This is a genomic window from Niveispirillum lacus (assembly GCF_002251795.1).
Classification (GTDB): Bacteria; Pseudomonadota; Alphaproteobacteria; order Azospirillales; family Azospirillaceae; genus Niveispirillum; species Niveispirillum lacus.
In genome coordinates, this window is sequence record NZ_NOXU01000030.1 from 356668 (window position 1) to 369368 (window position 12701).

General features: G+C 61.5%; 6 protein-coding genes. 5 read left to right on the forward strand and 1 reads right to left on the reverse strand.

Annotated features, from left to right (window positions below):
- Positions 1-18 precede the first annotated feature (18 nt).
- The 4 genes from CHU95_RS14590 (at position 19) to CHU95_RS14605 (ending at position 10013) form a co-directional block, all read left to right on the forward strand.
- Entirely contained in the window at positions 19-2502 is a 2484-nt protein-coding gene (locus tag CHU95_RS14590; RefSeq protein ID WP_094457047.1) for an ABC transporter permease, read from the forward strand.
- A gap of 95 nt (positions 2503-2597) precedes the next feature.
- On the forward strand, positions 2598-5090 hold the full coding sequence (locus tag CHU95_RS14595; RefSeq protein WP_094457048.1) for an ABC transporter permease: 2493 nt from the start codon (positions 2598-2600) through the stop codon (positions 5088-5090).
- A gap of 21 nt (positions 5091-5111) precedes the next feature.
- On the forward strand, positions 5112-7559 hold the full coding sequence (locus CHU95_RS14600) for an ABC transporter permease (protein ID WP_094457049.1): 2448 nt from the start codon (positions 5112-5114) through the stop codon (positions 7557-7559).
- A gap of 12 nt (positions 7560-7571) precedes the next feature.
- Positions 7572-10013, forward strand: coding sequence for an ABC transporter permease (locus CHU95_RS14605; protein WP_094457050.1), 2442 nt, complete (start codon positions 7572-7574; stop codon positions 10011-10013).
- Here the strand turns inward: CHU95_RS14605 and mobA are convergent.
- A complete protein-coding gene (mobA, locus tag CHU95_RS14610) occupies positions 9991-10653 on the reverse strand; it encodes a molybdenum cofactor guanylyltransferase MobA (protein ID WP_094457051.1) in 663 nt (220 codons plus the stop codon). The two genes, CHU95_RS14605 and mobA, sit on opposite strands and share 23 nt — an antisense overlap.
- A 203-nt stretch (positions 10654-10856) precedes the next feature.
- On the opposite strand from mobA, the gene CHU95_RS14615 reads away from it, so the two are divergent.
- Complete coding sequence (locus CHU95_RS14615; protein WP_094457052.1) at positions 10857-12551, forward strand: SAM-dependent methyltransferase; 1695 nt, start codon at positions 10857-10859, stop codon at positions 12549-12551.
- Positions 12552-12701: the final 150 nt, after the last annotated feature.

The following is a 12701-nucleotide window of genomic DNA, read 5'->3' on the forward strand; positions in this document are numbered from 1 at the left end:
CATCCGGGGGGATCTGCCATGTTGAAGAACTATCTGATGGTTGCCTTGCGCAACCTCCTTAAACACAAGCTCTATTCGGCAATCAATGTCACGGGTCTGGCGGTTGGTCTGGCGACCTGTGTGCTGATCTTGCTGTTTGTGCGTAATGAAACCTCCTACGACCGTTTCTTCACCGACAGCGACCGCCTTTATCAGGTGGCCTTCAAGGCGCAATTGCCAGGACGTCAGGTCGATCATTTCGCCGTCTCCATGCTGCCCTTGGCCGCCGCAATGAAGGAAGGGCTGCCGGAGGTGGAAATGGCAGCCCGTGTGGTGCAGAGCAGTATCGTCATCAAACATGCGGGGGAGAGTTTTTCGGAGTCCGCCCGCGCCGTTGATCCCGACTTTTTCCGGATGTTTGATTTTCAGTTCCTGCGTGGCGATCGTCTGACCGCCCTGGACGAGCCGAACAGCATTGTCCTGACCGAAAGCATGGCGCGGAAATATTTCAAGGACGCGGAGGCTTTGGGCCAGACACTGGATATTGACGGGTCCGGTCCTGCCAAGGTTACGGGCGTCATTCAGGACATGCCCTCCAACACCCATTTCGACCTCGAAATCATCCGCCCCTATGCGGCGGTGGCTCAGGTCATGCGCCCGCTGGAATCCAACTGGGGCGGTGTCTGCTGCGAAACCTATGTGCGGTTGAAACCGGGGACGGATGGTAAGGCGCTCAGTGATCGCATGCCCGCCTGGTTCAAGACGGCCGCCCCGACGTTGAATTCCCCCACCGGCAATGTCGTGCTGGGGGAGATTTTTACGCCCCGCCTGCGTAACCTGAAGGATATTCATACCGACCCGGTCATGTCTTCCATGCGGCCCGCCACGTCCTACGCGGAGATCATCACCTTCGCGGCCGTGGCAGCCCTGGTTCTGGCCATCGCGTCGATCAATTTCATGAACTTGGCCACGGCGCGCGCCACCCAGCGGGCGCGGGAGGTCAGTGTGCGCAAGGTTGTGGGTGCGTCCCGCAGCCAGATCATCTTGCAGTTTATTGGAGAGTCGTTGCTGCTGACCCTGATCGGCCTTGTTCTGTCCATTGCCCTGGTCGAGCTGGCCCTGCCGGCCTATTCGGCCTTCCTGGACAAGAAGTTGACCTTCAACCTGTTCACGGATCCGCTTCTCGGGCCGGCCCTGATCGGTCTGGCTCTTGTGGTGGGGGTGGCAGGGGGTGCCTATCCGGCGTTCTTCCTGTCCTCCTTTAACCCGGCCCGGGTGTTGAAAGGGGCCTCATCGGGTGTGGGCGGTGGTTCTGGCCGTCTGCGCATGGCCCTGGTGGTGGTGCAGTTCGCCATCTCCATCGCTCTGATGGTGGCGACGGCTGTTGTCTATGGCCAACTCCTTTATGCCCAGAACAAGAATCTGGGGTTTGAGAAAGAAAACACCCTGGTCGTTCGCGGCTTCGCGCGCAGCGCGGACCGGGCCCGGCAGGAGACGCTGGTGGAAGCCTTGGCCAAACTGGATGGTGTGGTTGCCGTGGCGGGCAGCAACAGCACGCCCGGTGATGGCAGTGAAAACAACACCAATGTCCGGCTGCCTGGCACCGATCCCAACCAGATGCTGGTGCTGCGCCAAAGTGGGGTTGATTGGGACTTTGTGAAGGCGCTGGGCCTGCGCATGGTCGCTGGCCGGGACTTTGACCGTAACCGTCCGGCCGACCAATTGCCGCCCCTGGCCGACCCGGCCGAGGCGCCGGCCGGTGGTAGCGCTGCCCCCACCTATCCCGGTTCCGTCATCCTCAACGAAGCGGCGGTCAAACGTCTGGGCTTTGCCAGCAATGAAGAGGCAATTGGCAAACAGTTCGAGGCACCGGCCGATGATGATGGCACCAACAAGCTCACCATTATCGGGGTCGTAGCGGATTTCCATTTCCGGTCGATCCATGACCCCATCCCGCCGGCGATGTTTTTCATTGACCGGGACCGGTTCTCCGACGTGCTGGTCCGGGTAAAGCCAGGTGATGTGCAGGCCACCCTGCGGGATATTGAGCGGGTCTGGCGCGACATGTTCCCGAACCGCCCGCTGAACCGGGAGTTCCTGGACGACCGTATCCAGTCGCAATATATCCGCGAAGCCAAGACCTCGCAGATGTTCGCCACCTTCTCCGGCCTCGCGATCCTGATCGCCTGTCTGGGTCTGTTCGGCTTGGCCAGCTTTACGGCTGAACGCCGGACCAAGGAAATTGGCCTGCGCAAGGTGCTGGGTGCCAGTGTCCTGGACATTGTGCGCCTGCTGGTCTGGCAGTTCAGCAAGCCTGTTCTGATCGCCAACCTCATTGCCTGGCCTGTGGCCTGGTACTTCATGGACTTGTGGCTGAACGGCTTCACGTTCCGGATTGGCCTCAATCCGCTGCTGTTTGTTGCGGCGGGCGGGCTGGCCCTGCTGATCGCCTGGGCGACCGTGGGTCTGCATGCGGCCCGGGTGGCCCAGGCCAAGCCGGTGACGGCGCTTCGGTACGAATGATTGGAAACGGTTCGGCATGGTCCTGTGGGGACCGGACCATGCCGAACCATCCCGCGTTTTAAGCACGGGGGCGTGTTTCGCGAAGGGGGGATGAGATGCTTCGCAACTGGATCATGGTGGCCTTGCGCACGCTGCTGCGCCACCGGCTGCACGCTGTCCTTAATCTGTCCGGTTTGGCAGTCGGTCTGTCCGCCTGCCTCCTGATCCTGTTGTTCGTGCGCCATGAGACGGGTTACGACCGTTTCTTTACGGATGCCGACCGCCTCTATCAGGTGACCCTGGAATGGCGGGTGCCGGGTCGCAAGCCGGAACGCGCTGCCTATAGCCAGATGGGCTTCGGCCCCGCCTTCAAGAATGCCCATCCGGAGGTCCAGGATTTCACCCGTTTCACCCAGGGACGGTCCATTTTATCCACTGGCGACCGGCAATTTTATGAATGGACGGTCACGGTTGATCCCAATTTTCTCTCCATGTTTGATTTCCGTCTGATTGCAGGCGATGCGGCGACAGCGCTGACCGATCCGTCATCCATCGTCATGACCGAAGAAATGGCCCGTAAATATTTCGGCGATGCCCCGGCGCTGGGTCAGGTTGTGACGGTGGACCGTAAGCATGCGTTGAAGGTAACAGCGGTGCTGGCCAATCTGCCGCCCAATACCAGTCTGGATTTTGACCTTCTGCTGCCACAGCATTCGCCCGTCTCCGCCTGGATGCTGGAACAGGAGAAGCACTGGGGTAACTCGAACGGGGCAACCTTCATCCGGCTGAAGCCGGGCGCCAGTGTCGAAGCGCTGCGGGCCGGCATGCGCGATTGGGTGAAACGGACCGTCACCCCGTTGCAGACCCCACAAGGACCCATCGATCTGGCGGAACTGGTCTATCCCGATCTGCGTCCCCTGACGGATATCCATACCCATCCTTTGGCAGGCGACATCACGCCGGGGATCAGCCAGACGGAACTGACCACCTTTACGGCAGTCGCCTTTCTGATCCTGATCATTGCCTGTATCAATTTCATGAATCTGGCAACGGCCCGCGCCACCCAGCGCGCGCGGGAAGTCAGCGTGCGCAAGGTGGTGGGCGCCAGCCGGGCCCAGTTGGTGGCACAGTTTCTTGGCGAAAGCGTACTGATGACCGTTTTTGCCCTGTTGCTGTCCCTGGCCCTGGTGGAATTGGCTTTGCCGGCCTTCAGTGACTTTTTGGGTAAGGAACTGTCGCTGGATGTGCAGCAGGACCCGCTGCTGCTGCCGATGCTGCTGGGCCTTGTGCTGTTGGTCGGTATTGGCGGGGGGGCCTATCCGGCCTTCCTGCTATCCTCCTTCAATCCGGCCTACACGATGAAAAGTGCCGGCGCTGGCACCACGGGCGGTTCGGGTCGGCTGCGCACCACGCTGGTGGTGGTGCAGTTCGCCATCTCCATTGCGCTGATGGTGGCGACCTCAGTCGTGTATGGCCAGTTCATCTATGCCCAGCATAAAAACCTGGGATACAACACGGACAATACCCTGATCATTGGTCATTTCCGCGATGATGGGGTCCGGGAGAAGACGCAGACCTTCATTGACATGCTGCGTCAGGACCCGGGTGTCGTTGGCATTGGGCTGTCCGGCCATATCCCTGGTGACGCCGGAGAGAACAATACCCTGATCAAGCGCCTGACCGGTGGTGCCCCTGATGATCTGCTGATGCGGCAGGACAGTGTCAGCCCCGGCTTTTTCGAGGCGCTGGGCATGCAGATGGTCGCCGGCCGATCCTTTGACCGCGACCGTGCCGCAGATCTGGTGCAGCGCCCTGACTGGATGACGGAGAACCGCCCGCCGCCAGAGGGGACCACCGAACTCTTCCTGCCGGCAGGTGTCATCTTGAATGAAAGCGCGGTTAAGGCGCTGGGGTTCGAGGGACCGGCAGCAGCCCTGGGCCAGCAGGTGAAAATCATGGATGGCCCGGTCAGCTATCTGTTGGGCACCATCATCGGGGTGGTGGCGGATTTCCACTATCGCTCTGTTCATGAACCGATCCGGCCCGTCATGTATATCAGCGACGAAACCCGTCACCATGCCATGGCTGTGCGGGCCAAGGCTGGGCACCTGCAGGCAGTGGTGGACAAGATCGACCGTGTCTGGGCCGAACTGGTCCCTGACCGGCCGATCCAGCGCAGTTTCTTCGATGTCAACATCGCCAACCAATATCAGCGCGAACAGAAAACTTCCCAGATGTTCGCCACCTTCTCGGCGCTTGCGATCTTCATTTCCTGCCTGGGGCTTTATGGGTTGGCCAGCTTCACGGCCGAACGCCGGACCAAGGAGATCGGCTTGCGCAAGGTGCTGGGCGCCAGTGTCCCGGACATTGTCCGTCTGCTGGTCTGGCAATTTTCCAAACCGGTTCTGGTCGCCAACCTGATTGCCTGGCCGGTGGCGTGGGTGTGTATGGACCGCTGGCTGTCGGACTTCACTTACCGGATTGATCTGAATCCGTTGCTGTTTATGGGCGCGGGTTTGGTTGCCCTTGTGATCGCCTGGCTGACAGTGGGCCTGCACGCCGCCCGTGTCGCCCGGTCCCGGCCCATCACGGCCTTGCGGTACGAGTAGATATCAACGGGGAGAGGGGCCATGCTGCGGAACTGGCTTCTGATCGCTTGGCGGCAATTGCTGCGGCACAAGCTCTACACCGCGATTAACGTGGTGGGTTTGGCCATTGGGCTGTCAGCCTGCATGATGATCGCGGTGCAGGTGCGCTTTGAAACCGGCTTCGATAGCTTCCATGCCAAGGCCGACCGTATCGTGCGCGTCAACCGCACGGACCAGTTCGCGGATATGCCGCGTTTGCGCAGCAACGTCACGGCTCTCCCCGTAGCGCCGGCTCTTGCCACCTTGCCGGAGGTGGAGGACACGGTGCGGCTGATCCCTTCCTTAGCCATGATCATCCATGGCGGGCAGCCGTTTCAGGAGGGTATGCTGCGCGTCGACCCGTCCTATGCGCGCATCTTCGACATTGTCTTTCTGAAGGGCGATCCATCTCTGGCCCTGGCACAGCCAGGTGATGCGGTGATCGCTAGAAGCACCGCTGCCAAATTCTTCGGCAGTGACGAAGCCCTGGGCCGGACCCTGACACTGGATAGCGGTCGCGTCCTGCGTATCACGGGCGTGATGGAGGACCCGCCGGTCAATTCACGCTTCCAGGCGAGCGTTCTGACCAACATAGCGACCAGCCTGAGCGATGCTGGTGACCGTGATTTTCGACGGCGGGAGTTTTCCTGGAACAATTCCTGGCTTCAGACTTATCTGCTGCTGCGACCGGGCACCGATCCGGCGGCTGTGGAGGCGCGGTTCAGTGCGCTGCTGGCCGCATCGGTCCCCGACTACGTATCCCCCGACGATGCCAATGGGCGCTACAGCTTTACCCTGTCATTGCAGCCCCTGACCGATATCCGCACCGATCCCGTCGCCGGGGAGCCTGGAACGCCGATAGAAGTTGTGCGCGGACTGGCCCTGATCGGCATTCTGGTGCTGTTGATTGCCGGCATCAATTTCGTGAACTTGACAACGGCGCGGGCCAGCCTGCGCCTGCGTGAAATCGGCGTGCGCAAGACGTTGGGCGCCCGGCGCGGCGGGCTTGTGGCACAGTTCCTTCTGGAATCTGTGATGCTCAGTTTAGTCGCCGGCATTGTGGCGTTGGCGGCAACGGAACTGCTGCTGCCAGTGGTGTTGGCCGCCCTCCAGGTTGTGGGCTTTATCGATCCGTTCGCAGACCCGGTGCTTCTGGTGTCGCTATTGCTGCTGCCGCCCCTGCTCGGGCTGATCGCCGGTCTTTACCCGGCCCTGATCCTGTCACGTGTCGGTGCGTCCGAAGGGGTGCGCGGGGCCATGGGGATAGGCGGCAAGCTGCGATCAGCGTTGGTGGTGATGCAGTTCGCCATTGCCATCACTCTGGCGATCGGTGCGCTGTTCGTGCTGATCCAGACCCGTTTCGCCGCCACCGAACGCCTGGGCTTCGACCGGGAGAATGTTCTGGTGATATGGGGTGCGCTGGGCAACAGCACGGAGCCGGTGGCTGATGCAAGGTTGGACGCATTGGCCCGTCTTCCGGGTGTGCTTTCGGTGGCCATGTCGGCCTGGGCCCCGGCTGATGGATCACGGTCGAGTTCGGTCTATATCGTACCTGGCCGCATCGCGCCTGCGACCATGCGGGTGGAGCCGGTGGATTTCGGCTATATGAAGACACTGGGTGTGCCTCTGCTGGCTGGCCGGACCTTCGATCCTGCGTACGCCACCGACATTCTGCGTGCCGATAACGAGGGAGCGGATCGACCGCAAGCGAATGTGCTCGTCTCGCGCGCAGCCCTGCCCATACTTGGTGTGTCGCGGCCAGAAGATGCGCTCGGCCTGGTGATCCGACGCCCAGCCCTTGATGGCAATCCGACCGGCCAGGTCCTGACTGTCGTCGGCGTGGTGGAGGATATCCGGTTCGGCAGCGCGCGTGGCGATCTGGATGCAACGATCTTCACGATCGATCTGATGCAGCGGGGTACGACGCTGGTTCGGCTGGCGCCGGGTGACCAACGCGCCACGCTGTCGGCTATTGACGAGCTTTGGAGCCGGATGGCGCCAAACCAGCCAATCCGCCGCTCCTTCCTGGATGAGAACATTGACCGTCTTTATGCCGCCGACGCCCGCCACGGCAAGGTCATCGCCACCTTCGCCGGTCTGGCCGTGATCATCGCCTGCATGGGCCTATACGGTCTGGCGGCGTTCACGGCGGAGCAGCGGACCAAGGAGATCGGCATCCGCAAGGTGCTGGGGGCCAGCGTGCCGGACATTGTCCGTCTGCTGGTCTGGCAATTCTCAAGGCCGGTGCTGCTGGCCAATCTCATTGCTTGGCCGCTAGCTTGGTATAGCGTCAGCCTGTGGCTGGAGGGGTTCGCTAGCAGAATTTCTCTCAACCCATTGGTCTTTATTGGTGTCAGTCTGGCGGCTCTGGTCATTGCCTGGGGTACCGTTGCGGGTCATGCGGCACGGGTGGCGGCGGAAACGCCCGTCCGCGCCTTGCGGTATGAATAGGGGAGAGGGGCCATGCTGCGGAACTGGATACTGGTGGCGGTGCGCAACCTCATGCGCCATAAGCTCTATACCGCGATTAACGTGGTGGGTTTGGCCGTGGGTCTGGCGGCGGCGCTGTTGATCATGGTCTTTGTCCGCCATGAACTGTCCTACAATGAGCGGTTTACCCAAATTGATGATGTCTGGCGTGTCAACCGGACCATGATCATCAATGATCGGGCGCCAGAGGCGACAGCCGCCATTTCCATGCCGGTCGGCCCCGCCTTGACACAGGATTTCCCCGAAATCGTGCAGGCGGTGCGGGCGGCCCGCGTGCGTGAGGTGGTGCGGCGAGGTGGTGACAGCCTCTATCAGTTGTTCACTGCCGTTGACCCGGATTATTTCAGCATTTTTGATTGGCATTTCCTGGCGGGTGATCCGGCCACGGCGCTGGCCCAGCCCAATACGACTGTTCTCACCCTCGCGACTGCCGAGAAACTGTTCGGCACCAGCAATGTCTTGGACCGGACGGTCGAACTGGGGTCCGGAGTGGTGCTGCGGGTGACCGGGGTGATTGAGAACCCGCCCCTCAATGTCACGCATCGCCCGGAGGCACTGATCGCACTTTCCACCCCGTTGCAGTCAATCGACCGGACACGCGATCAATGGGGGTGGAACTGGATCGACACCTATGTCCGGCTGGCGCCGGGTGCCGATGCCAGGCGGATCGAGGCGGCTTTGCCCGATTTCCTGCGCCGTAACAATCCTGCTGCGGCCGAGTATGAACGCAACGGCGATCGCACCATCCTGACCCTGCAGCCGGTGCGGGATATCCATACTGCGCCGTTGAATGCCGATGAAGGCACCAGCATGGCGATGATTTCCGGCCTGCTGGCCCTGGCCTTCCTCATTCTGGGCATAGCCGGCATCAACTTCGTCAATCTGGCGACGGCGCGGGCCACCACGCGGGCGCGGGAGGTGGCAATGCGCAAAACGCTGGGGGCGTCACGCGCATTACTGGTGCTGCAATTTCTGGCGGAGAGCGTGCTGCTGACCTTCATCGCGGGGCTGATTGCGGTGGCGCTGGTGGAGATCTTGCTGCCAACCTTCCAGGACATGATGTCCATGGCCATTGAACCCGACTATCGCAGTCTGGCGAGCATGGTGGTCATCGCAACCGGCCTGTCTTTCGGCCTGGGGGTGCTGGGCGGGTTCTATCCAGCCCTTGTTCTGTCGGGTTTCCGGCCTGCGCACATATTGCGGGGCAGCAGTAAGGGCGGTGCCGGGGCTGGCCGGCTGCGGGCCATCCTGGTGGTCGTGCAGTTTGCCGTGGCCATCGCCCTGACTGTTGGTACGTTTGTGGTGTTACAACAGACCCGTTATGCCAGTTCGCAGCGTCTGGGTTTTGACAAGGACAATGTCGTCCTGTTGCGCGGTATGGATAATCCGGCAGCGCTGCCCCGCATGCAGATGCTGAAGCAGCGGTTGGCGGCCGATCCCGGCGTGGTGGCCGTGGCCGGCGCGCCTTGGGTTCCGTCCGATACGTCGGAAACCACCAGCACTTATCGCCGCACCGATGACGGCCAAGGGGCCGCCATCACCATCCGCACCGATCTGGTTGATTTTGGATATTTCGAGGTGCTGGGTGCCCGCTTGCTGGCCGGCCGGACATTTGACGAAAATTATGGAACCGATGCCGTGCTCTCTGCGGCTGACGGAAAGGTGATACAGGGGCGAACAGCCGCGACCGTCCTGTCATTGACGGCGGTGCGGCAACTGGGCTGGGGGGATGCATCCTCGGCCCTGGGCCGCACCTTGCTGTATCCCGATGATGGCGGCGATGTGACCCTGACCGTTGTCGGCGTGGTGGAAGATCTGCAATATCGCAGCGCGCGGGACCGCACTGTGGCCACGGTTTATCAGGCTGCGCCCGACGCCACCGGAACCTTGATGGTACGGGTCCGGCCCGATACCGTTCCCGCCGTGCTGAACCGCATCGACAGTCTGTGGAAAGAACTTGTGCCGGAAGTGCCGGTGCGTCGGCAGTTCCTGGATGAGCGGATCGAACAGCTCTATGCGCTGGATGTTCGCCAGGGGCAATTGTTCGCGGCCTTTGCGGGTCTGGCCGTAATCATTGCCTGTCTGGGCCTGTTTGGCCTCGCCAGTTTCACCGCCGAACGCCGGACAAAGGAGATCGGTATCCGTAAGGTGCTGGGCGCTTCTGTTGCGGATTTGGTGCGCCTGCTGGTCTGGCAATTCTCAAGGCCGGTGCTGCTGGCCAACCTGATCGCTTGGCCGGTCGCTTGGTATGGGCTAAGCCGCTGGCTGGAAGGATTTGCGTATCGGATCGACCTGAACCCGTTGCTGTTTCTGGCGGCTGGGGGCGGGGCGTTGCTGATCGCCTGGGTCACCGTCGCGGGGCAAGCGGCCCGTGTTGCGGTGGAAAAGCCGATCAAGGCCTTGCGGTACGAATGAGTTGTTCGGCCCGGTCCAGGTCTGCCGGGTCGTTGATATTGAAAAACGGATCGACGCCGCCAGACCCGGCTGGGAAGGGGACCAAGGTCAGTTCGTGGCGAGCGGCGAATTCTCCGACCCGGCGCAGCCCCACGGTCACCAGCGCGTGGCGTAGGTCATGGCGCAGGGCGACGGGCCAAAGAGCAACGGTCGGTTGCCGCTGCCCATCCGGTCCCTGGGCCATGGCAATACCGTTCCCAGCTTTCGCCGACAGCATCGGCCCCAGTTCGGCGGGCAGAAAAGGCGTGTCGCAGGGTACGCTCAGGACATGGGTTCGTTCCGGCGCCTGTTCGGCTGTCCATTCCATGGCGGCCAGAATACCGGCCAGCGGTCCTGGCTGATCGGGCACGCCATCCGCCAGAACCGGAATGAAGGCAAGCCCGTCCACATTGTGGAAACGGCCCGGATCGCCAAGGGCGGACAGCAAGACCAGATCCGTCCAATGCCGCGCCCGCGCCAGTACATGGTGCAGGATGGGTGTCCCTGCCAGCAGACGCAGTCCTTTGTCGCCGCCGCCCATCCGCTGTGCCTGCCCACCGGCCAGGACCACCAAGACCGGACAAATCGGGCACGGTGGTGCGGGGCTGCCGCTGTTTTGCATTTTTCCTACAGCCCCTTTCCCGGCACCACCGCGCCGCCCGGTCCCATGACCCGCAACAAGCCAGAGATGTAGATCGAATTGGCTCTCTCTAATTTTACGGAATGCATTCATGCCTCGAATGCGTTAGGGTCATGGCGCCTTCGGCGTAGCCCGTTTGGAAATCAATCTCAGCTTGATCTTCGCATCCAGGGGGAACAAAGACGATGCCCAATTCCATTGATGTGTCCAAGCCGCTTGTCGCCGGCCAGACGCACGGCAGCCTGACCGTGGTTGGCACTGGTATTCGTTCGATTTCGCACTTCACGCAGGAAGCCATCGGCCATATCCGCGATGCTGATGCGGTGTTTTTTGCTGTGCCGGATGGTGTCACCGCCAGTTTTATCCGCGATCTGAATCCAGACGCTTATAATCTTGCCCTGCATTATGGCGAGGATAAGCGTCGCCTGGTCACCTATGTGCAGATGGCGGAGATTATCCTGCGGGCCGTACGCGAAGGCAAGCGCGTGACCGCTGTGTTCTATGGACATCCGGGTTTCTTTGTGTCACCGGCCCGCCGCGCCCTGAATATCGCGCGCAAGGAAGGCCATCGTACGGAGATGCTGCCTGGCATTTCCTCCACCGACTATCTGTTTGCCGACCTGCGCATTGATCCGGCGGTGAGTGGCTGCCAGATCCTGGAAGCCAGCGACATGCTTCTGCGCAACCGGCCGGTCGTCACTTCCAGCCATGTCGTCCTTCTCCAGGTGGGTTCTGTCGGTGACAGCTATTATTCGGTCAAGGGTTTCAAGAACAACAAGCGCGCCATTCTGTTTGAGCGCCTGATTGAGCTGTATGGTGAGAACCACCCCTCCTACCATTATGTTGGCGCTACCTTCCCCGGTATGGAGAGCCAGATCGTGCGCCGGCCGCTGAAGGCCTACCGTGATCCGGCCGTACGCGCCTCTGTGCATTCCGCCTGCACCTTCTATCTGCCGCCGAAGGACATTCTGCCGCTGGATCAGGAGATGGCGGAGAAGCTGGGTATGGGATTGCCCGCCAGTTCCTCCACCCGTCCCGGTGATGCCCTGCCGCCGAGCCGTACCGGTGACTATGGTCTGTTCGAGTTGGACGCGATTGCCCGACTGGATCGTGAAGGGCTTGGGGGCCGTGAACGCATGCCGTCCAAGGCGCTTTTCCGCGTCCTGGCGCAAATGGCGACCAATCCCGATGCCACGGATGCCTACCGACGTGACTCCAAAACCTATGTCAGTCTGTTCAGTGGCCTAACGATCGAAGAAAAGTCGGCGCTGGCACAGCGCAGCGCCCCGGCCCTCCACGCTGTTGCATTGCAAATCGACCGCGCTGTGTCCGATGCGTCCGGTGCTCAATCGCCGGTTCTGTCAGCCGGACAGAAGCATACCGCGGTTGGTCAGCAACCTGTGGACACTCCGCCTCTGGTGACGCCGACCAGTGCCTCTCACGCCGAGCAGCATGAGACGGAACAGCACGAGGCGGAACAGCACGTCACGGAGCAGCACGAGACGGAGCAGCACGAGGCGGAACAGCACGTCACGGAGCAGCACGAGACGGAGCAGCACGAGGCAGAGCAGCACGTCACGGCCCAGCATGACACGGAGCAGCACGAGACGGAGCAGCACGAGGCGGAACAGCACGTCACGGAGCAGCATGAGACGGAGCAGCACGAAGCGGAACAGCACGTCACGGAGCAGCACGAGACGGAGCAGCACGAGGCAGAGCAGCACGTCACGGAGCAGCACGAGACGGAACAGCACGTCACGGAACAACACGTCACGGAGCAGCACGAGACGGAACAACACGTCACGGAACAACACGTCACGGAGCAGCATGATGCCATGGAGCAGCATGATGTGCTTGAGCAACACGTGACAGATAAGTAAAGCTGTAGGCGCGGGAACAGGTTAGACTTGTTCCCGCGCCATCCTGCGCGGTAAAGGCTAGATGGCTCGGCTGATGAGGCCAGAGGGTGGAAGTGCCCAGAACGTGAGATATCGGGGTACCTGATCTGTGCGCGACTCTGTTTCTGGCAT

Excerpts from the sequence above, each read along its gene's own strand:
- CHU95_RS14595 (WP_094457048.1), top strand. The coding sequence starts at position 2,598 with ATGCTTCGCAACTGGATCATGGTGGCCTTGCGCACGCTGCTGCGCCAC.
- CHU95_RS14605 (WP_094457050.1), top strand. The coding sequence starts at position 7,572 with ATGCTGCGGAACTGGATACTGGTGGCGGTGCGCAACCTCATGCGCCAT.
- CHU95_RS14590 (WP_094457047.1), top strand. The coding sequence starts at position 19 with ATGTTGAAGAACTATCTGATGGTTGCCTTGCGCAACCTCCTTAAACAC.
- CHU95_RS14615 (WP_094457052.1), top strand. The coding sequence starts at position 10,857 with ATGCCCAATTCCATTGATGTGTCCAAGCCGCTTGTCGCCGGCCAGACG.
- mobA (WP_094457051.1), bottom strand. The coding sequence starts at position 10,653 with ATGCAAAACAGCGGCAGCCCCGCACCACCGTGCCCGATTTGTCCGGTC.
- CHU95_RS14600 (WP_094457049.1), top strand. The coding sequence starts at position 5,112 with ATGCTGCGGAACTGGCTTCTGATCGCTTGGCGGCAATTGCTGCGGCAC.